We start from the raw sequence: 20,500 nt of genomic DNA, 5'->3' as shown, positions 1-20,500 counted from the left end.
TATGGCGGGCGGAGGAGACGCCCATGACCACAGAAGACACCGCACCCGGCCCCGAGGGCGACACCCCTTGGCTGACCGCCGACGCGCATCGCGATTTTCTGGCCGAAGACGCCGCCCGGCAACTTGATTTTTTCCGCGCCAGCCAGCGGCCTGACGCGGGCTTCTATACGCTCGGCTATGACGGCGCGCCGCTGGAAAGCGACTTGCAGGAGCTGCACACGACGACGCGGCTGGTCCATGCCTACGCCCTTGGCAAACTGGCGGGCGCGGCGGATTGCGAGGCGATCATCGATCAGGGGATGCGCTATCTCTGGTCCCATCACCGGGACGCGGATCATGGCGGTTATCTCTGGGGCATCAAAGGCGATAGGGCGGTGGATGATCGCAAACTCGCCTATGGCCATGTCTTTGTTTTGCTTGCCGGATCCAGCGCGAAAATGGCGGGCCACCCGGAGGCGGACCGGCTGATTGCCGATGTGGCCGAGGTGCTGGAGACGCGCTTCTGGGAGCCAGATCACGGGCGCTTTGCCGATGAATGGAGCCGCGACTGGACGCCGTTTTCCACCTATCGCGGGATGAACGCGAATATGCACGGGGTCGAGGCGCTGCTCGGCGCCTATGAGGCGACGGGCGAGGGCGTGTTTTTGGAGAAGGCCGGGAAAATTCTCGCCTTTTTCCTGCTGGAGATGGCCCCGGAATATGACTGGCGCTTGCCGGAGCATTACACCGAAACCTGGCAGGTGGACCGCGCTTATAGCGGCGATCCGATGTTCCGCCCGGCGGGCACCACGCCCGGCCATTCCTTCGAAATGGCGCGGCTGGCGCTCCAATATTGGGATCTGGCGGGGCGGCCCGAGAGCGGCTTGCCAAACGCGGCGCGGCAGTTGGTCGCCACCGGGTTTGCCGATGCGTGGCGGGACGAGGGCGGGATTTCTTACACGCTCAATTTCGACGGCAGCCCGTCCATCCGGGACCGCTATTGGTGGCCCGTGACGGAAGCCATCGGCGCGGTCGCGGCGCTTCTCAAATGGGACCCGCAGCCCGCGGATGAGGACTGGTATCGCCGCCTCTGGCGCTTCGCATCGGCGCATTTCATCGACCATGCGCGCGGCGGCTGGTTCCCTGAAATCGGCCCGGACGGCGCGCCGCAAGTCACGCAATTTGCGGGCAAACCGGACATTTACCACGCGCTGCAAGCGGATCTTCTGCCGCTCACGCCGGGGCTGTCCGGGGCCTATCAGGGGCTTGGCGGGGTTCTGGCGCGCGCAGCGGATTGACAAACGCCAAGGCGGGGCGTTTGGTGCGCCTGTTCAATTCGCGCTGAAAGGCCCCACCATGACCGTGACCACCCCAGCCGACCGCGAGGTCAAAATCGGGATTCTCTCGGCTGCGGGGGTGTGCGTGTGCTGGGGCCTGTCGATGCTCTATTACAAGGCGGTGGACCATGTGCCGCCCCTTGAGGTGCTGGCGCATCGCACCGTGTGGAGCCTCGTCTTCTTCGTGATTCTGCTGACGATTCAAGGCCGTATGGGCGAACTCAAGGCCGCCTTGCGCGACCGCCACACCGTGATTTCGCTGCTGATCGCGGCGCTGCTGATCTCGCAAAACTGGTTCGGTTTCATCTTCGCCATCCAGATCGAGCGGGCAATGGAGGCGAGTTTCGGCTATTACATTTTCCCCATCGTCGCGGTGATCCTCGGCGCGATTTTCTACCGCGAGCGGCTGCGCCCGGTGCAGATCGTCGCGGTGCTGCTCGCCGTCGCGGCGGTCCTCACGCTCGCCTTCGGCCTTGGCGTGACCCCGTGGATTTCGCTCTGGCTCGCCACCACCATGGGCTTTTACGGCATGGCCAAACGGGCAACCAAGGCGGGGCCGGTCCTCTCCGTCGCCGTGGAGGTGCTGCTGATCTCACCGATTGCGCTCGCCTGGCTCATCGCGGTGCATGGCTGGGATGTGCAGGGGCTGGTGGACCGTCCCGGCGGCTGGTTCGGCGAGAACTGGCGCGACACGCTTTTGCTGATCGGCTCCGGCCCGCTCACCGGCGGCCCGCTGATCCTCTTCGCCATGGCGGCGCGGCGGCTGACCTATGCGACCATGGGGCTGATCATGTATCTCAACCCGACGATCCAGTTTCTCGTCGCCGCCATCGCGTTCGGCGAGCCGGTGACGGGCTGGCACATGATCGCCTTCCCGCTGATCTGGCTGGCGCTGGCGATCTACTCCGCCGACGCGCTGGCGCGGGAGAGGTCCGCCCGCAAACGCGCCATCAACGCCGCCGGCCCCTGAGCGACGGTAAAGCTGGAGGTGAGGCCCGGATCCGCGAAACCCTCGCCCACGACCCGCTCCAGCATCTCCAGAAGCGGATCCCAATAGCCGCGCCCGTCCTCCAGCTGCGGGTTCAGCAGGTAAAGCGGCTTCTCATGCAGCCCGATCTGCCGCCATGTCAGCACCTCGAAAAACTCGTCGAGCGAGCCCGCGCCGCCGGGCAGGGTGACAATCGCGTCCGAATTGGTGAAGAGCAGTTTCTTGCGCTCATGCATGGTCTCGGTGACGACGAGATGCGTGAGATCCTGCCGCGCGCGCTCGCCGGGAATGAGATGCTCGGGGATCACCCCAAAGGTCTCGCCGCCCGCCCGGATCGCGCCCTCGGCGACCCGCCCCATCAGCCCCGCATTGCCCGCGCCGTAAACGAGCCGCATCCCGGCTTCGGCGATGCTGCGGCCCATCTCCTCGGCCAGATCGCCATAAGCCGCATCGCGCCCCGGACGGGCACCACAGAACACACAAATCGACGGGGCGGTTTCCAACATGGGGCGGCTCCTCTCACCTAAATCCTTGATACCAAACATTGCGGGAGCCGCGCGCCATGCCTACATTGACCCATCCAGCCTGTTCCAGCCACGATCACGAGTGCCGATGCCCGACCTCTCCGCCTTCCGTCAACTTTTGCCTTATCTCTGGCCGAAAGGGAACCGGGGCGCGCGGCTGCGCATCATTTTGGCGATCATCGCGCTGGTGCTGGCCAAGGTGGCGACGGTGGCGGTGCCGCTCATCTATAAACGGGTGACGGACGCGCTCGATGGCGAGGTTTCGGCGCTGGTCTTGGGCGCGGGCGGGCTCGTCGTAGCCTATGGCGGGATGCGGCTCATGACCACGGGCTTTGCGGAATTGCGCAATGTCCTTTGGGCGCCCGTCGGCCAGCGGGCGCTCCGCGCCGTCGCGGCGCAGCTTTTCGGCCATCTGCATAACCTGTCGCTCCGCTTCCATCTCGACCGGCAGACCGGCGCACTCAGCCGGATCATGGAGCGCGGCGTCAAAAGCGTCGATTTCATGCTGCGGATGCTTTTGTTCAATCTCGGCCCGCTGATCCTCGAAATCCTCATGGTCGCGGTGATCCTGACCCTCGCGCTCGACGCCCGGTTCCTGCTGGTGCTGGTGCTGACGATGACGAGCTATATCGCCTTCACCGTGTTCCTGACGCAGCGCCGGGTGATCCAGCGCCGCCGCATGAATATGCGCGACAGCGAGGCCAATCAGAACGCTATCGACAGCCTTTTGAATTACGAAACCGTCAAATATTTCACCGCCGAGGAGCGCGAATTGATGCGCTACGAGACGGCGATGAAGGGCTATGAGCGCGGCGCGGTGCGGCTCGCCAAATCGCTGGCGCTCCTCAACACCGGGCAGGCGCTGATCCTCAATCTCGGCATGATCGCGGTGATGCTGATGGCCGCCCAAGGCGTCGAAAACGGGACCATGACCCTCGGCGATTTCGTCATGGTCAACGCCTATATGATGCAGCTCACCGGCCCTCTGGGCTTTCTCGGCTCCGTTTACCGCGAGATCCGGCAGGGCGCGGAAGACATGCGCGAGATGTTCAGCCTGATGGGGGAGGATGCCGATATCGGCGATGCGCCGGGCGCGAAACCCTTGCAGATCACCGCCGGGCATGTGCGGTTCCGGGACGTGAAATTCGGCTATGCGGAAGACCGGCAGATCCTCAAGGGCGTCGATATGGAGGTCCGCCGGGGTGAGGTGATCGCGGTCGTCGGCCCGTCCGGCGCGGGCAAATCCACCATCGGGCGGCTCCTCTTCCGGTTCTTCGATGTGACCGGCGGAGCGATCGAGATCGACGGGCAGGATATTCGCAATGTCACCCAAAAATCCCTGCGCGCCGAGATCGGCATGGTCCCGCAGGACACGGTGCTGTTCAACGACACGCTCGGCTATAATATCGGCTATGGCCGCGATCAGGTGAGCGACGCGGACATCGCGGCGGCGGCGGATGCGGCGTCCCTGGGCGGGTTCATCGCCAATCTGCCCGACGGGTTCGAGACCCGCGTGGGCGAGCGCGGGCTGAAGCTGTCGGGTGGCGAGAAACAGCGCGTCGGCATTGCCCGCACGATCCTCAAAGACCCGCCGATCCTGCTGCTCGACGAGGCGACCTCCGCCCTCGACAGCGAGACGGAGGCGCGGATCCAAGGGGAGCTTGACGATCTTGGCCAAGGCCGCGCGGTCATCGTCATCGCGCACCGCCTCTCCACCGTCACCGGCGCGGATCGTATCTATGTTCTCGATGAGGGCCGGGTCGCGGAAAGCGGCACCCACGCCGACCTGCTCGCCGCCGAGGGCCGCTACGCGCAAATGTGGGCGCGTCAGCAGGCGGAGGAAGAATAACGCGCCGCGCGGGTCTGGTTTTTCAGGGGATCGAAGCGCCCGCCTTAACGCCGCGCGACGGTATCGTCATCGAGCAGGATCTGCGTGCCTTCGGGGAACTGCTCCTTGGCGAAGCTCGGATAGGCTTCGCGCAGGAGCGCCACCTGTTTCGCCTCGCTGATGCGCACCAGATACCAGACCCCCGCATCCTCCATCGCCAGCGTCTGGCTGTGGCTTTCGACGCGGCCCGTGCCGGGGATGTTGATGATCGTATGGGTCGGGATCAGCAAATAGGGCGTGCCGTCGGCCGTGCGATGCGCCGTCGCGTCGGGCATGTCCATGCTGTAGGATTCCAGTTCGATTTGGGAGAGCATCGCAGAAAGCTGCGCCCGGAGCGCCTGATGCAGATCCTCCGCATCGACACCGCTGCGCTCGGCGATCACTTCGGTGATTGCGGGCGGGGTCACGCTCATGATGCCGTCCACATCGCGCTGGCGGGTCGCGCGGTCAAAGGCCGCGACGCGCTTGGCGATCGTCATCATTTCGCTCTGGCTAAAGACCGCATTGCCGGTAATGCCCGCGGCCGTCGGGGTCGCGGGCGCCCGCGCCGACGCGGCCGCATCGGGCGACACGAAACTGCCCGGCTTCGCAGTGCAGCTTGCGACAAGCACTACCGCAGAAAAGGCCAGAATAAGGGGTTTCATCACACACCTCACATCCACATCCGCCAAGACTACCTGCCGCGGGCGTGAGGTTCAACTGCAAGCGAACAGCAGGGCAGCTTTTCAGATGCGGGTTTTTGCCGCGCTTTCGGGCGCGCGCAGGCCCGCGAAGCGCCTTCCCATGCGGCCCGAAGCGGCCATTCGCGCCCGATGACCCCAAGTTGAGCGCGAAGGCCCTTTTGCCGCCGGGATTTTCACGATAAAGCGGGGGCAAAGGATAAAGGACTGACATGTGAGCGACAGAGACAGTTTCGTCGATGAAGTCACCGATGAGCTGCGCCGCGACAAGCTGATGGCGCGCCTCAAGGGGCTTTCCTGGGTGATCGGCACGGTGGCGGTTGTGGCCGTCGGGGCCGTGGCCTGGCTCGAATGGGACAAATCGCGCGGTGCGGATGCAGCGGCGGCGAATGGCGACCGGCTGGCCAATGCGCTCACGCTTCAGGGCGCGGAGCGGGCGGCGGCGCTTGAGGATGCGAGCGATCTCGTCTCGCAAATGGCGCGCGCCGATGCGTTGGCCGATGCCGGGGAGACCGATCAGGCCCGCGCAGCGTATGAGGCGCTCGCCAATGAGGACCCGCTTTACGGCGATCTGGCGCGGCTCAAACTGGCGCTGATGAGCGAGGGCGATCTGCGCACGCAGCTTCTCGATGCGATGATCGGGCCGGACCGCCCGTATCGTCTGCTGGCGCTGGAGCAGCGCGCGATTGATGCCGCCGCAGCGGGCGATTTCGACGCCGCCCGCGCGGATCTGTCGCAAATCACCAGCGCGGAGAGCGTGCCTGCCGAGATGCAGCAGCGCGTGCTGGAACTGTCCCGGATCTGGGGTCTGGAAGAGCCGGCGGCGGATGCGCCGATGGTGGTGGAGCCAACCGAAACTGAAGGAGAGGCGCAATGATCCGTTCTCTTACCCTTGGCGCGCTGGCGCTTGTCACCCTCGCGGCTTGCGGCGAGCAGGAACTGATCCTGCCCGGTGAGCGCATTTCGATCCGCCCCGAAGAGGGCACCGCGACCGTCCAGCCGACCACTTTCGCCGCGCCGCCCATGCAGGCGCTGCCGACCTGGCCGCAAACCCGCTATGACGGCACCCATAACGCGCCCCATGCGAGTCTCTCGGGCCTGTCGCTCGCCGTTCAGGTCGAGGCCGGGCGCGGCAAGACCCGTGAGGGCGAGATTTTCCAGCCGCCCGTGTCGGACGGCCAGCGCATCTACACCAAGGACGCCGCCAGCACGGTGCGCGCTTTCACCCCCGATGGCGGGCTCGTCTGGTCCGTCGATGTCGCCAAATTCGGCCAGCGCAGCTTTGACGGCTTCGGCGGCGGGCTGGCGCTTGGCGGCAGTCAGCTGTTCGTCACCACCGGCATGGGCCAGCTCATCGCGCTCGACGCGGCCAGCGGCCAGCGCCTCTGGGTGCAGGATGTGGACGCCCCGATCCGCGCCGCGCCGCTTGTCATTGGCGACGAAGTCGTCGTGATCGCCCGCGACGACATGGCCTACGGCATCTCGATCGCGCAGGGCCGCATCAACTGGCAATATTCCGCAGCGCCCGGCCTCTCCGGCGTCGGCGGCGGCGCGTCGGCGGCAACCGATGGGCAAACCATCGTGCTGCCCTATAGCTCCGGTCAGGTGAACGCCGTGGAAGCACGCAACCGCCAGCTTGTCTGGCAGGGCGCGGTCGTCGGCGGCACACGCGGCCTTGCCCGCGCCGCCTATGACGACATCACCGCCGATCCCGTGATCGCGGGCGATGCAGTCTATCTCGGCTCGCAGGCGGGTCAAATCGCCAAGCTCGATAAAGCGACGGGCGACCGCATCTGGACCGCCTCTTTCGGCAGCTTCTCCCCGGTCGTCGCCGCGGGCGACAGCGTCTTTGCCACCACCGACATGGCCAAGCTGATCCGCCTCGACGCCGCCACTGGCGCGCTGATGTGGCAAGCCGATCTGCCGCGCTACCGGGTGCCGGACAAGCGCCGCGACCCGTATGTCTATTACGGCCCGGTCCTTGCGGGCGGCGGGCTTCTGGTCGCCGGAACCGACGGGCTTCTGCGCATGTTCGACCCCTCGACCGGCCAGCAGACCAGCGCTGTGCAAATCCCCGGCGGGGCGGCGGCGGCCCCCATCGTCGTGAACGGAACCGCCTGGGTGCTGAGCAATAACGGCCAGCTCCTCGGCTATCGCTAAAGGCATTTCATGAGTTTCTCCCTCGCCATTGTCGGCCGGCCCAATGTCGGCAAATCGACGCTGTTCAATCGGCTTGTCGGCAAGCGCCTCGCGCTGGTTGACGACCAGCCGGGGGTGACGCGCGATCTGCGCGAGGGCGACGCCCGCCTTGGCCCGCTCCGCTTCACCGTGATCGACACGGCGGGGCTGGAAGAGGCCACCGACGAGTCCCTTCAGGGGCGGATGCGCCACCTGACCGAACGCGCCGTCGATATGGCCGATGTGTGCCTTTTCGTCATCGACGGGCGGGCCGGGGTCACGGCGGCGGATCAGGTCTTTGCGGATATCCTTAGGAAACGCGCCGATCACGTCATTCTGGCGGTGAACAAGGCCGAGGGCCGCGCAGGAACCGACGGGATTTACGATGCCTATTCCCTCGGCCTTGGCGAGCCACTCGCCATTTCCGCCGAACATGGCGAGGGCATGGCCGATCTTCTGACCGCCCTCCAGCCCTTCACCGAGATGTTCCCGGACACCGAGGCCGAAACCGAGGTCGAGATCAGCGAGGAGGAGGCCGAAGAGGGCGAGGACGCGATCCCCACCGGCCCGATCCGCATGGCCGTGGTGGGCCGCCCCAATGCGGGCAAATCCACCCTGATCAACAAAATCATCGGCGAGGACCGTCTGCTGACCGGGCCCGAAGCCGGGATCACGCGGGACTCCATCTCCGTTGCGACCGACTGGAATGGCCGCGATTTCAAGATCTTCGACACCGCCGGGATGCGCAAAAAGGCCAAGGTGCAGGAGAAGCTGGAAAAGCTCTCCGTCTCCGATGGGTTGCGCGCGGTGAAATTCGCCGAAGTCGTGGTGATCCTGCTCGATGTGCAAATCCCGTTCGAGCAACAGGATCTGCGCATCGCCGATCTCGCCGAACGCGAGGGCCGGGCGGTCGTCATCGCGGTCAATAAATGGGATCTTGAGGACGACAAATCCGAGAAAATCAAGGAGCTGCGCGAAGAGTTCGAACGCCTGCTGCCGCAGCTTCGCGGCGCCCCGCTGGTCTATGTCTCGGCCCGCACGGGCAAGGGCCTGCCGCAACTGCGCGACGCGGTGATCCGCGCCCATGAGGTCTGGAACAAACGCGTCTCCACCGGCGCGCTCAACCGCTGGCTGGCTGATCAGGTCTCCGCACACCCGCCGCCCGCCCCGGGCGGCCGCCGCATCCGCCTGCGCTACATGACGCAAGTGAAAACCCGCCCCCCCAGCTTCGCCGTCTTCTGCTCCCTGCCGGACCTCCTCCCGGCCGCTTACCTGCGGTTTCTAAAATCGGGCCTCCGCCGCGATTTCGACATGCCCGGCACGCCGATCCGGCTCCTGATGCGCAAAGGCGAGAACCCCTATAAGGACCGCAAGAAAAAGAACGTGACGAGTCTGGAGAAGCATAAGAAGGGGCGTGGGTGAGCGCGGAAGCCTCTCTGCCTGACGAGACATGACTTCGGGCGGTTACTATAAGATAGAGACAGATTGACGATGTTTGGCTTTCAGAAAAAATCGGTAAAAGAGACCCTTCGAACCTCCGAAACGGTGCGCAAAGTGGTGGGCAAGCCGCCGGTGAAGCCGAAATCCATCTTCACACGCGAAGACCTCGACAGTTTCGTGCCGATGACACGACCGGCTCTGATGCGCGGGCATCATATCAATGGGCCGTTCAAGCGCTGGACGATCTCGGGCAATGTGATCTGCGGGAAATACACCACCATTAACGGCCCGTTCAACGCGCGCGGCATCGTGCGGATCGGGCGCTATTGCGCGTTCGGCCAGTCAGTCTCGGTGCTCTCGGGCAACCACCGGACGGACATGCCCTGCCAGCAAACATGGCTCCATCGGCGCTTCGGTTTTGAGGGCAATATGGTCACCACCGGCCCCGTCGAGATCGGCCATAATGTCTGGATCGGCGACAAGGTGAATATTCTTTCCGGCGTGCAGGTCGGCCATGGTGCCGTGCTGGCAGCGGGGGCAACCGTCACCAAAAGCTGCGGGCCGTTCGAGATCATCGGCGGCGTGCCGGGCAAGGTTATCGGCAAGCGCTTCACCGACAATGTGATTGCGCAACTGCTTGAAATCGCGTGGTGGGGGTGGAGCGACGAGAAGATCGCCGCCAACCGCGTGTTCTTCGAAACCCACATCCCGCGCGATGAGGATGTGGATCTGCTCTCTCTGGTCGTCTAGCGGGCCCTCGGCGTTAACCCCGCCTCAGCGCCGCCACCGCGTCGGCGACGGGCGTGTCCCCATCGGTCAGCTCGATAATCTCATGGTTAATCTCGGGCGTCGCGATCAGCGCGGCGAGCGTGGCGGCGACATTGCCGCGTTTCACGTCTCCATAAGCAATCGCACGCCCCGCCGTGACCATCCCGTCGGCGTCCTCATGGGTCAGCGTGCCGGGGCGCAGGATCACCCAGTCGAGACCTGACGCGGCGAGCGCCACATCGGCGTCTTTCTTAACCTTCATATAATGCTCGAACCCGTCGCCAAGCTCGCCGCCGCGGCGCGCATCGGGGAAGACGGAGACAAGGTAAAGCCGCGCGCCATGGGCCTGCGCCGCCGTGATCGCCTTTTTCAAACCCTCGCCATCAATCGCCGTGGTCCGGTCCAACCCGCTCCCGGCGGCGCCTGCGGAAAATACAATAATGTCTGCCCCTTCTGCGGCACTCTTCACGTCCTCAGCGGACATCTCCATAATGTCGCCGTGAGCCGGCGTGACCCCGGCCGCGCGCAGATCCTCCGCCTGTTCCGGCTTGCGGTGGAGCCCGCGCACCTCATGCCCCGCCTCAACCAACAGGGGCGCGAGCCGATGCCCGACGCCGCCCGTCGCGCCGATGATAAAGATCTGTGCCATGGGGAGCCTCCTATCCTCTGCTTGAAAGGACGTAAGGGCTTAGACCGCGCTTTGAAGGGTGGCGCTCAGCTTTTCCGCCACCTCCGAGCACCCCACCAGCGCCTCCCGCTCCTCCCCCGGATAAAACCGCGCCCTCACGGCCGTCGGCATCGGCGGAACCGTTTCCACGATCACCCGCGGCCCCGTGTTCACCGTCTCGGCTTGCCACGCCTTCGCCAGCGTCATGCCGGCCAGCTTGGTCGCGCCGTAGGTGCCTTTATAGGCGTCGCCGGCGCCCGCGTCGTCGAAGAATAGCGCGGTGCCGGTCTTGCCAAGCAGCGGCGCGATCATGTGGATCAGGCGCTGGACCATCTCGGCGTTGCCCTTCCAGCTTTTCTCCCAATCCTTCGCGGTGATGTCCTGCGCCGGGGTCAGGGCGCTGGCGTGGATGGCGGTGTGGGCCCAGAGATCGAGCGCACCCCAGCGGTCGAAAATCGCCTTGCACATCTGCTGGCGGCCCGCGTCGTCGGTGAGGTCCAGCGGGACGAGCGTGCTGCTGCCGCCCTTCGCCTCGATCCGGTCGGCCAGTTCCTCCAGCCCGCCAAGGGTGCGGGCGACGGCGATGATGTGGTACTCCGGCGCAAGGGCTTCGGCCAGCGCGGCGCCAAGCCCGCGCGATGCGCCGGTGATGAGGGCGGTTTTTTCGGTCATATCAGTCTCTTGGGCCTCAGGCCGCTTTGTCGGATTTCAGCTTGAAGCCCGCTTCGATGCGGTCGGCGGGGCGGACGGGGTAGTCGCCCGAGAAACAGGCATCGCAATACTGCGGGGCGGCGTCGTCGCGGCCCGCGGCGATCCCGGCGGCGCGGTAAAGCCCGTCGAGGGAGATGAATTTGAGGCTGTCCACGGCGAGATGTTCGGCCATTTCCTCCTCGCTCATCCGGGCGGCGAGGAGCTTTTCGCGCTCCGGCGTATCGACCCCGTAGAAACAGGGCCATTGCGTCGGCGGGGAGGCGATGCGGAAATGCACTTCCGCGGCCCCGGCATCGAGGATCATTTCGCGGATCTTGATGCTGGTCGTCCCGCGCACCACGCTATCATCCACCAGAACGACGCGTTTGCCCCGGATCAGCGCCCGGTTGACGTTGAGTTTGAGGCGCACGCCCATGTTGCGGATCTGCTCGGTCGGCTCGATGAAGGTGCGGCCGACATATTGGTTGCGGATGATCCCCATGGCGAAGGGGATGCCGGATTCTTGCGAAAATCCAATGGCCGCCGGGGTGCCGCTGTCCGGGACGGGGCAGACGAGATCGGCCTCGACGGGGGCTTCCTTGGCCAGTTCCACGCCGATCAGGCGGCGGGCTTCATAGACCGACTGGCCGTCGATGATGCTGTCCGGGCGGGAGAAATAGACCTTCTCGAAAATGCAGAATTTCGATTGCTGGCGGTCGAAGGGGAAGAAGCTTTCGACGCCGTCCGCGGTGATGACCACCATTTCGCCCGGCTCGATCTCGCGGATGAACTCGGCCCCGACAATGTCGAGCGCGCAGGTCTCGGAGGCGAGACACCAACCGTCGCCCACCTTGCCCAGAACCAGCGGGCGCACGCCGCGCGGGTCGCGCACACCTATCAGCTTGGAGCGGGTCATGGCGACGATGGAAAACGCGCCCTCGACTCGGCGGAGCGCGTCCTTGATCCGGTCGGGGATGTTGGACTGGATGGAGCGGGCCATCAGGTGAATGATGCACTCGGAGTCCGATGAGGACTGAAAAATAGAGCCGCGCTCGATCAGCTCCTTGCGCAGGGCCATGGCGTTGGTGATGTTGCCGTTATGGGCAATGGCGCAGCCGCCCATGGAGAACTCGCCGAAAAAGGGCTGCACATCGCGGATCTGCGGCTGTTCGTTCTTGCCGGAGGTGGAGTAGCGCACATGGCCGATGGCGAGGGAGCCGGGCAGCGTCTCGATCAGCGCGGCGCTCGTGAAATTGTCGCGCACATAGCCAAAGCGGCGGGCGGAGGTGAAGCCTTGCTCGGGCTCATACGCCACGATGCCGCCCGCTTCCTGCCCCCGATGTTGCAGCGCATGAAGGCCAAGGGCCACGAAGGTCGCCGCATCCGCAACCCCCGTGACGCCGAACACCCCACATTCTTCCCGGAGTTTGTCGTCGTCGAAGGGGTGTGCAAGCATGGCGGTGTCCTTAATGGGTTACGCGGCCGGGCAGGTGGCGATCAGATCGTTATATTTGCCGCCGATCCAGTCGACCCAGTCCTGGTTCTCGAATTGCATGAGCATCCAGTCCTGCACCGAGCCGAAGAGCCCGATGGACTCGCTGTTGGCGACTTCGCTGGTCATATCATTCGCCGGGGCCATGTTGAACAGCAGAAGCGCCACCGACACCAGAAGGATACCACGGGCGACACCAAAAAGCGCGCCAAAGCCCTGATCGATCGGGCCAATCGCCGAATTTTGCACCGCGCCGGAAATCAGCGGGGTCAGCAGGGCGATGATGACGAGGGCGACGATCCCGGCCAGCGCGAAGGCCACGACCATGGACAATTCGCAATTGCCGACCAGAATATCGGAGACATAGGGCAGGCCGGAGACCAGCGGCTCCACGGTCGGCGCGAAAATATAGGCGGCGATGGCGGCAAGGCCCCAGCCGATGATCGACAGGACTTCGCGCACAAAGCCCCGGCTGAAGGCCAGCAGGGTCGAGATCACCACGACCACCAGCGCAATTCCGTCAACTATGGTAAAGCCGTCCATGATGCTTCCCCTCACTCAATACTGTCGAAGCAGTCTTTAATGAATTCATTGAGGTCATTCAATCGGCGAAGTGTCAGGCTTGTCGGGCTTGTGAGCTTGCCGCGTCCGGGCAGGTAAGCCGCGTTGAAGCCAAGTTTTTCTGCCTCGCGGAGCCGGATTTCGGGTTGCGAGACGGGCCGGAGCGCGCCCGAGAGGCTGATCTCCCCGCAAAAGATGGCCTCCGAGGGCAGGGCGTGGTCCTGCCGGGACGACAGCAGCGCGGCGGCCACGGCGAGATCGGCGGCGGGTTCCCCGACCCGGAGCCCGCCAGCGACGTTCAAGAACACATCATTGCCGCCGAAACTGATGCCGCAACGCGCCTCCAGAACCGCGAGGATCATCGAGAGCCGCGCCCCGTCCCAGCCGACCACGGTGCGGCGCGGTGTGGCAAGCGGTGAGGGCGCAACCAGCGCCTGCATTTCAACCAGCACGGGCCTTGTGCCTTCCATCCCGGCAAAAACCGCCGCGCCCGGTGTCGGCGTGCCGCGCTCCGAGAGGAACAGCGCCGAGGGGTTGGCGACTTCCGCCAGCCCCGTGCCGGTCATTTCAAACACCCCGATTTCCCCCGCCGGGCCAAATCGGTTTTTCACGGCGCGCAGGATGCGGAACTGATGCCCGCGCTCGCCCTCGAAATAGAGGACCGTGTCCACCATATGCTCGACCACCCGAGGCCCAGCGATCTGCCCTTCCTTGGTGACATGGCCGACGAGGATCGTCGCGACATTGCGCTTCTTCGCAAAGCTCACCAGCTCATGCGCGGCGGCGCGGACCTGGCTGACCGATCCCGGCGCGCTCTCCACCGTGTCGAGCCACATGGTCTGGATCGAGTCGATAATGACGAGGGCGGGGCGCTCCTCCTCCAGCGTCGTCAGAATGTCCCGCAAATTGGTTTCCGCCCCGAGCAGCACCGGCGCATCGGCAAGGCCAAGCCGCGCCGCCCGCATCCGGATCTGCCCCGAGGCTTCCTCGCCCGAGAAATACACCGTCTTGTGACCCGCCGCCGCAAAGCGCGCCGCCATCTGCAAAAGCAGCGTCGATTTCCCGATCCCCGGATCCCCGCCGACCAGCGTGGCCGAGCCGGGGACGAGCCCGTCGCCAAGCACCCGGTCCAGCTCGCCAATCCCGGTCTTGGTGCGGATCAGCGGCGCTTCCTGCTGCGCCAGATCACTCAGCTTGGCCGAGCGCCCACGTTTCGCGCCAAGCGTCTTGCCCTTCGGCCCGTCCGAGAGCGGCTTTTCTTCCTGCAAACTGTTCCACTCGCCGCAATTCTCGCAGCGCCCGGCCCATTTGGAATAGACCGACCCGCAGGACTGGCAGACATATTGCAGCGCGGCCTTCGCCATCAAACCGCCTCAACCGCTTTGGGCTTCAGCGCAAAAGAGAGCGCCAGCGAGGTCAGCACGCAGGCGGTGAAAAGATAGAGCCCCCAGCCCGGCGTCACCGAGGTCAGCGCGATCCCCTTGGCCAGCACGATATAAATCGCCATCAGGAAAATATCAGCCATGGCAAGCTTTGCGAGAAACACCGTCGCGGGTTTTAGCCAGAGAGGGCCACGCCCCCGGAACATCATCTCGACCGCCACGATCTTCGCCAGCGGCGCGATCACCGCGAAAAGCAGCACGATCACCGAGAGAAACGGCGCCGACTCCCAAAGCGCCGCAATGCCCGAGAGGACCGACACTTCCTGCTGGTCAAAAAACGGCAACGCCACCTTCGCCCCGCCCCAAGGCACTACCAGCCCCGCCCGCAAAAGCGGCGCGGCCCAGGCAATGGGAAAGAGAACAAGCAGGGCGAGATTGGCGATGCGAAGCGGAGTCATAGGCCGCTTTTAGGGGATCGAGAGCGGGAGCGCCAGACGGGTTGGGGGATGTGGTCAATGGGGTGGCTGATGCGCAGGACCCGGAGACGGGGCAAACGGAGCGGCGGCCCTTAGTTTCGCTTAATCCTCAAGGGCAGTTTGTAGTGCCGCATGACGCGGCCAAAGGCGAAGGCGGCGGTTCGCACGACCCAGAAAAAGAGAAGGGCGCTTACGCTCAATCCCCAAAGACTTCCCTCGGCGAAGAGGTCTTTAACGAGCATGGAAAGAACCAAGCAGAAAAAGGTCCAGATCATGATGAAGGCGATCAGGACGGGGCCGTAAAAACCATTTCTCTTGCGTGGCCGCCCGCCGTCCTCAGGCGTGTCAGACATACGCCCGCTGATACCGCCGCCCCAGATCGGTCAGCACTTCATAACCAATCGTCCCGGCATCCTTGGCGAGCGCATCGAGCGTCTGGTGCGCGCCGATCAGCTCCAGCGTGTCCGGCACCTCGCCGCCCAAATCGGTCACATCGACCGAGATCGTGTCCATCGAGATGCGGCCGACGATGGGGCAGCGGGTCTCGCCCGCATAGAGCGCGCCGCGGTTCGACAGGCTGCGGAAAATCCCGTCGCCATAGCCGCCCGAAACGGTTGCGATGCGGCGGCGGCCCGGCGCGGTCCATGTCGCGCCATAGCCGATGATCTCGCCTTGCAGCACGGTGCGGACCTGCAACACCGGCAGATCCATCGCCACCACCGGCTTGGCGTTGGAATAGGGCAGCCCGCCATAAACCCCGATGCCGGGGCGGGTCAGGCCGAAATGATAGGGCGCGCCGAGCATGGTGCCGCCGGTCGCGGCGAGGCTCTTGGTGCTGGCCGGGAAGGTCGCCGCGAGGGTGGAAAAGGTCGCGAGTTGCATCGCGTTCAGCGGATGGACCGCCTGATCGGCGCAGGCCAGATGGCTCATCACGAGGCGCGGCGGCTGGAAGGGCGGCAGGCGGGTCAGGGTCGCGGCAAAATCCTGCGGCTCAAGGCCGAGCCGGTTCATCCCGCTGTCGATTTGGAGGCCATAAGCATAGCCCTGCATCTCCGCCTTGAACCGGTCGATCTGCTCGACGGAGACCAGCACCGGCACGGCGCGCCCCTCCTTGAGCGGCGCCGCATCGCCCGGCATATACCCGTTCAGCACATAGATAAGATCGTCCTCGCCAATCAGCGGCCGCAGCTCGGCGGCTTCCTCGGCAAGGGCGACGAAAAACGACCGCGCCCCGGCTCCGCGCAGCACCGGCGCAACCTCGGCCATCCCCAATCCATAACCGTCCGCCTTGACCACCGCCCCGGTCTCGACCGCCGGACCCGACAACCGGTCCAGCGCCTTCCAGTTGGCGGCAAGGGCGGCAAGATCAATGCGAAGCGTAGCGCGCATGGGGGGTCCTTCCTGCGAATGTTGCGAAAACTCTAACCCCGGTTGGGGAAAAGGAAAAGATGCGGGATGAAAGCTGCGGCGATTGGGTTGGTCCGCGCCCCGTTGCGGCGTGCGGCGATCTGCGGATAATGGGGCCATGATGCCGCCTCAGATGTATCATTTCCGCCCGGCGACGCTCGATGATCTGCCGCGTCTTGCTGAGTGGCAGGCCGAGCCGCATGTGCGGGCGTGGTGGGACGCCGATCCGCCCTATGATGCGGCGGAGTTGAGCGATCCACGGGTGCGGCGCTTCATTGTGAGCATCGACTCGCATCCCTTTGCTTTTCTTCAGGATTATACGGTTCATGGCTGGGGCGCGCATCACTTCGCGCATCTCCCTGACGGCACGCGCGGGATCGACCAGTTTATCGGCGATCCGGAGATGATCGGGCGCGGGCATGGCACCGCGATGATCGGCCAGCGGGTGCAGCAGCTTTTTGATGAGGGCGCGCCGGTCGTCGCCGTGGACCCGCATCCGGAGAACGCCCGCGCCATTGCCGTTTACCGTAAATTGGGCTTTGCCGTGTTCGGTCCCGCACAGGAGACGGAATGGGGGCTGATCCTGCCGATGAAGCGGGAAAGCGCGAAGGGCGGCTCTTAAAACCCACCCTCCTGCGGGCTCTGATAGGGCCGCGCGAGATCCGAGAACCGGGTAAACTGCCCTTCGAACGCCAGATCGACCGAGCCGATCGGGCCGTGGCGCTGTTTGCCGATGATGACCTCGGCCTTGCCCTCAAGCTGGCTCATATCCTGCATCCATTGGGCCATCGCCTCGGCGTTTTCCTCGCCCGGCTTCTCGCGCTCCTTATAATATTCGCCGCGATAGACGAACATCACCACATCCGCGTCCTGCTCGATGGAGCCGGATTCGCGCAGATCGGAGAGTTGCGGGCGCTTGTCCTCGCGGGCCTCGACCTGGCGGGAGAGCTGCGAGAGGGCGATGACCGGGATGTTCAGCTCCTTGGCAATCGCCTTCAAACCTTGCGTGATTTCAGAGACTTCGTTGACGCGGCTGTCCTTGGCGGTCGCGGGGCGGACAAGCTGGAGATAGTCCACCATCAGCACGTCGAGCCCATGGGTGCGTTTGAGGCGGCGGGCGCGGGCGGCCAGCGACGAGATCGGCAGGGCGGGCGTGTCGTCGATATAGAGCGGGCAGGTTTCCAAATCCTTTGCGGCCTCGACGAGACGGCGGAATTCCTCCTCCGTCAGATCCCCCCGGCGGATCTGTTCAGACGGCAGGCGCGCGGCTTCGGAGAGGATCCGCGCCGCCAGCTGCTCGGCGCTCATCTCCAGCGAATAAAACCCGACGACCCCGCCCGAGAGCGTGCCCTCGGTGCCATCCTCCTTGCGCCCCTTGCGATGCGCCTTGGCGATGTTGAAGGCAATGTTCGTCGCGAGTGAGGTTTTCCCCATGGACGGCCGCCCGGCGAGGATCAGCAGGTCGGAATTATGCAGCCCGCCCAGTTTCTTATCGAGATCGGTCAGCCCGGTGGAGACCCCGGCCAGCCCGCCATCTCGGTGGAAGGCGGCATTGGCGGTCTCGATGGCTTCGATGATCGCCGATTGAAAACTGACGAAACCCTTGGAGACAGAGCCTTTTTCGCCAAGCGCATAGAGGCTTTGCTCGGCCTTGGTGATCTGGTCATTCGGATCGCCATCATCCTCAAGCTGGGACGCGGTGGCGCAGATTTCCTCGCCGATCACGATGAGGGACCGGCGGAGCGCGAGATCATAGATCATCTGCGCGTAATCCTTGGCCCCGTGCAGGGTAAACGCGCCGCCCGCGAGTTTGACGAGATAGGACGGCCCGCCAAGCTCCTTCAGCCCCGTATCATCCTCGAATTTCGGCGTCAGCGTGACCGGTGAGGCGAGCGCATTGCGCTGAATCCGCTCCATCGCGCCTTGGTAAATGCGGGCATGGACGGGATCGTAAAAATGCTCCGGCTTCAAAAAGCTTTCGAAATGGGAAAACACCTCATTCGACGTCAGAAGCGCGCCCAAAAGCGCCTGTTCCGCTTCGATCGAATGGGGGATGCCCGGTTTTTCCGCCTGATAGCCTTGCGCGCCGTCTGCCATGATTCCTCCGCTAGAGCGACCTTATAGCGCCGAAAGCGGGGGCGTGGGAAGCGTCGAGGAAAAGTCTCCGCAGGGCCTAAAGGAAGGAAGATGGTGTTCACGGACCGTTTGCCTTCCTGACAGGGAGGATCAACTGAAACGCTCATGCGATCGTGCGGCCCTGCGGAGTAGATTCAGTGTGACTATTTACCAGCAAATGGGAAGTGATTTAGCCCACATTCGCGCAACTATTTCATTAAATTTAGAAATTTCGAGATGTATGGAACACAATTTTAGGTTGTGACCTTTACGTCATTTCATGAATTAACCTTAACGTCATTTGGGAATTGACAGAGGCGGTTAACGGCGTATCGCCATCCGCCTCCGGCGGCACGATGATTTCGCGAAAGCCGAGTTGGCGATACTCGCGGATGCGCCTGAGATATTTCTCGCGCTCGGGCTCGTAGCGCAGGCCGAAACCGCGCGTGATTTGCCGCGCGGCGACGATCTCGGCGGCGGTCGCGTCATCCGTGTGCGGGAGGATCAGAAAGGCCTCGCCGCTCTGTTTGACCTTCGCGATCAGCCTGCTGCGCAGCGGTTCCGGCATGTCCGCGCTGAGGACGCCCGAGGAGAGCGCGACGACCATGGGGCCTGTTGCACCTTCCAGAAGATCGACGAGGAGGCGGCCATTACGGCGCGCATAGGCGGTGTAGCCGCGCGTCTCGATAAAGCGGCGGATGTTCAGGACCTGCGCGCAAAATATCGCGTCGAGATCGTGGAAAGGGAGATCGAGACGGGCGGCAAGCCTTTGTCCAAACGTCGTTTTTCCGACGCCGCCGGGGCCGATCAGGAGGATGTTTCGGGGCGGCGCTTCCATCGGTTTGCCTCGCGTCGGGGTCTGTCTGCCGGGCCAGATTACACGGTTCCGCAGCGATGTGGACATGTTTCGCCGAAGCCCAAAATCGCCCCAAGCCCCCACCGATTCCCACACGCCGCCTACGAGGAAATATGTCAAATGTAATGTTGTCTATGACCTGCATCACAGTCGCGGTGCGGGGATTGCGTTATGTTAGGGATATTCATTTTCAACAAAGATTTTTCGATCACCTAGTTTTATGAAGGGAGGCCATCTGATGGCCGAACAGAGCGAACCGCGCGGGGATTTGACCGCGCATCGGCGTAGCCCGGAGGAGTCCAGCTTCTCCTGGCTGCGCGCGCCATGCGAGCTGTTTCTGAAGGTTCTGGGCGTGTTCTTTCTTGTCCTTATCTTCTTGAGTTTGCTCAAGGATCGCGGGATCGTGGACCTGAGCCGCGGCTTCTCGCTGGGTGGCGGTGGGATGGTGCTGGAGGTCAATGGGACGGATCTGGCGATCACGGGCGAGGAGTTCGTGGCCATGGTCGCGAAGGTCGAGGCGAGCGAGCAGCAGATCACGGAGATGAATGCGCGGATCAAGACGCTGATGAAGGGGGAGCGGCAATTTGAGATGTCTCGGATGACGGTGGGGGACGCCGTGCCGCCGATGGTCGTGGCGCCCGCGCCGGGGCTGGCCGGGCAGGGGGAAGTGACCGCGCCGCTGGTGACGATTGCGCCGCGTAAGGGGACAGGCGCGATCTGGCTCGGGACGTTTGACCCGGTGCGCGATGTGTGGACCGAGGACAGCACTTTGCGCGATGCGCCGCCCCCGGACGCGCTGCGGGCCGATACGGCGTTAACCTTGAAAAGCAGTGCCAATCTGCGGCTTGGGATCCCTCCGGACGACGATCTTTACTATAGCGGCGTGCCGCGGATCGGGGTGATCGAGACCGGCGAGACGGTGCGGCTGATCGGCACGCCGACTGCTTATACGCGCGGAGAAGGGCAGCAATATTGGGGGATGGTGGAGGCGACTTATACGCCGACGCTGACGGGTGTTCTGGAGGGGAAGGCGAATTAAGGCGCGCTGTCCGGTATGGTGAAGGGTAAGGCA

The 20,500-nt window shown here is 64.3% G+C and carries 21 protein-coding genes; 9 read left to right on the top strand and 12 right to left on the bottom strand.

The genetic code is table 11. The features are described 5' to 3' along the window. Positions 1-23: 23 nt before the first annotated feature. Together ACMA5I_RS12875 and rarD are read left to right on the top strand one after the other, a co-directional pair. Positions 24-1,277, top strand: coding sequence for an AGE family epimerase/isomerase (locus ACMA5I_RS12875; RefSeq protein WP_525886688.1), 1,254 nt, complete (start codon positions 24-26; stop codon positions 1,275-1,277). Between the two features lie 58 nt (positions 1,278-1,335). Next, positions 1,336-2,286: an EamA family transporter RarD gene (gene rarD / locus ACMA5I_RS12870; protein WP_525886687.1), complete on the top strand. Its 951-nt coding sequence runs from the start codon at positions 1,336-1,338 to the stop codon at positions 2,284-2,286. Here rarD and ACMA5I_RS12865 read toward each other — a convergent pair. Continuing rightward, entirely contained in the window at positions 2,217-2,810 is a 594-nt protein-coding gene (locus tag ACMA5I_RS12865; protein ID WP_525886686.1) for an LOG family protein, read from the bottom strand. The two genes, rarD and ACMA5I_RS12865, sit on opposite strands and share 70 nt — an antisense overlap. A 106-nt stretch (positions 2,811-2,916) precedes the next feature. Between ACMA5I_RS12865 and ACMA5I_RS12860 the strand changes: the two genes are divergently transcribed. Further along, on the top strand, positions 2,917-4,677 hold the full coding sequence (locus tag ACMA5I_RS12860; RefSeq protein WP_525886729.1) for an ABCB family ABC transporter ATP-binding protein/permease: 1,761 nt from the start codon (positions 2,917-2,919) through the stop codon (positions 4,675-4,677). 44 nt (positions 4,678-4,721) lie between these two features. On the opposite strand, the gene ACMA5I_RS12855 is transcribed toward ACMA5I_RS12860, so the two are convergent. Then, positions 4,722-5,360 carry a hypothetical protein gene (locus ACMA5I_RS12855; RefSeq protein WP_525886685.1) on the bottom strand — a complete coding sequence of 213 codons (639 nt, stop codon included), beginning with the start codon at positions 5,358-5,360 and terminating at the stop codon, positions 4,722-4,724. Positions 5,361-5,610: 250 nt separating this feature from the next. Between ACMA5I_RS12855 and ACMA5I_RS12850 the strand changes: the two genes are divergently transcribed. The 4 genes from ACMA5I_RS12850 (at position 5,611) to ACMA5I_RS12835 (ending at position 9,764) form a co-directional block, all read left to right on the top strand. After that, the gene (locus ACMA5I_RS12850; protein ID WP_525886684.1) at positions 5,611-6,273 is read left to right on the top strand and encodes a tetratricopeptide repeat protein; all 663 of its coding nucleotides are present in this window, start codon (positions 5,611-5,613) and stop codon (positions 6,271-6,273) included. Next, positions 6,270-7,556 carry a BamB-related PQQ repeat family beta-propellar protein gene (locus tag ACMA5I_RS12845; protein ID WP_525886683.1) on the top strand — a complete coding sequence of 429 codons (1,287 nt, stop codon included), beginning with the start codon at positions 6,270-6,272 and terminating at the stop codon, positions 7,554-7,556. Before ACMA5I_RS12850 ends, ACMA5I_RS12845 begins: the two co-directional genes overlap by 4 nt. Before the next feature lie 9 nt (positions 7,557-7,565). Further along, positions 7,566-8,996: a ribosome biogenesis GTPase Der gene (gene der / locus ACMA5I_RS12840; RefSeq protein WP_525886682.1), complete on the top strand. Its 1,431-nt coding sequence runs from the start codon at positions 7,566-7,568 to the stop codon at positions 8,994-8,996. A 123-nt stretch (positions 8,997-9,119) separates the two neighbouring features. Next, entirely contained in the window at positions 9,120-9,764 is a 645-nt protein-coding gene (locus ACMA5I_RS12835) for a CatB-related O-acetyltransferase (protein ID WP_525886681.1), read from the top strand. A gap of 13 nt (positions 9,765-9,777) precedes the next feature. On the opposite strand, the gene ACMA5I_RS12830 is transcribed toward ACMA5I_RS12835, so the two are convergent. From ACMA5I_RS12830 to alr, 8 genes are all read right to left on the bottom strand, one after another. Beyond that, complete coding sequence (locus tag ACMA5I_RS12830; protein ID WP_525886680.1) at positions 9,778-10,431, bottom strand: NAD(P)H-binding protein; 654 nt, start codon at positions 10,429-10,431, stop codon at positions 9,778-9,780. A 39-nt stretch (positions 10,432-10,470) separates the two neighbouring features. Continuing rightward, entirely contained in the window at positions 10,471-11,121 is a 651-nt protein-coding gene (locus ACMA5I_RS12825; RefSeq protein WP_525886679.1) for an SDR family NAD(P)-dependent oxidoreductase, read from the bottom strand. Positions 11,122-11,137: 16 nt separating this feature from the next. Further along, entirely contained in the window at positions 11,138-12,595 is a 1,458-nt protein-coding gene (purF, locus tag ACMA5I_RS12820) for an amidophosphoribosyltransferase (RefSeq protein ID WP_525886678.1), read from the bottom strand. A gap of 18 nt (positions 12,596-12,613) precedes the next feature. Continuing rightward, the gene (locus tag ACMA5I_RS12815) at positions 12,614-13,174 is read right to left on the bottom strand and encodes a CvpA family protein (RefSeq protein WP_525886677.1); all 561 of its coding nucleotides are present in this window, start codon (positions 13,172-13,174) and stop codon (positions 12,614-12,616) included. Between the two features lie 11 nt (positions 13,175-13,185). Next, positions 13,186-14,556 (bottom strand): DNA repair protein RadA, encoded by a 1,371-nt coding sequence (gene radA, locus ACMA5I_RS12810; protein ID WP_525886676.1) that lies wholly within the window; start codon positions 14,554-14,556, stop codon positions 13,186-13,188. Next, the gene (locus ACMA5I_RS12805) at positions 14,556-15,032 is read right to left on the bottom strand and encodes a paraquat-inducible protein A (RefSeq protein ID WP_525886675.1); all 477 of its coding nucleotides are present in this window, start codon (positions 15,030-15,032) and stop codon (positions 14,556-14,558) included. The genes radA and ACMA5I_RS12805 overlap by 1 nt, the downstream gene beginning before the upstream one ends. Before the next feature lie 110 nt (positions 15,033-15,142). After that, positions 15,143-15,403, bottom strand: coding sequence for a hypothetical protein (locus ACMA5I_RS12800; protein WP_525886674.1), 261 nt, complete (start codon positions 15,401-15,403; stop codon positions 15,143-15,145). Continuing rightward, positions 15,396-16,439 (bottom strand): alanine racemase, encoded by a 1,044-nt coding sequence (gene alr, locus ACMA5I_RS12795; protein WP_525886673.1) that lies wholly within the window; start codon positions 16,437-16,439, stop codon positions 15,396-15,398. The genes ACMA5I_RS12800 and alr overlap by 8 nt, the downstream gene beginning before the upstream one ends. Before the next feature lie 136 nt (positions 16,440-16,575). On the opposite strand from alr, the gene ACMA5I_RS12790 reads away from it, so the two are divergent. Next, a complete protein-coding gene (locus ACMA5I_RS12790) occupies positions 16,576-17,079 on the top strand; it encodes a GNAT family N-acetyltransferase (RefSeq protein ID WP_525886672.1) in 504 nt (167 codons plus the stop codon). Here the strand turns inward: ACMA5I_RS12790 and ACMA5I_RS12785 are convergent. Together ACMA5I_RS12785 and ACMA5I_RS12780 are read right to left on the bottom strand one after the other, a co-directional pair. Continuing rightward, the gene (locus tag ACMA5I_RS12785) at positions 17,076-18,554 is read right to left on the bottom strand and encodes a replicative DNA helicase (RefSeq protein ID WP_525886671.1); all 1,479 of its coding nucleotides are present in this window, start codon (positions 18,552-18,554) and stop codon (positions 17,076-17,078) included. The genes ACMA5I_RS12790 and ACMA5I_RS12785 overlap by 4 nt on opposite strands. Positions 18,555-18,840: 286 nt before the next feature. Next, positions 18,841-19,410 (bottom strand): shikimate kinase, encoded by a 570-nt coding sequence (locus ACMA5I_RS12780; protein ID WP_525886670.1) that lies wholly within the window; start codon positions 19,408-19,410, stop codon positions 18,841-18,843. Between the two features lie 256 nt (positions 19,411-19,666). On the opposite strand from ACMA5I_RS12780, the gene ACMA5I_RS12775 reads away from it, so the two are divergent. After that, complete coding sequence (locus tag ACMA5I_RS12775) at positions 19,667-20,467, top strand: hypothetical protein (RefSeq protein ID WP_525886669.1); 801 nt, start codon at positions 19,667-19,669, stop codon at positions 20,465-20,467. The last annotated feature ends 33 nt before the right edge of the window (positions 20,468-20,500 follow it).

It is taken from the genome of Jujubicoccus corallicola (genome assembly GCF_047345645.1).
Taxonomy (GTDB): domain Bacteria; phylum Pseudomonadota; class Alphaproteobacteria; order Rhodobacterales; family Rhodobacteraceae; genus JBLEFH01.
This window is presented reverse-complemented; position numbering and strand designations above follow the sequence as displayed.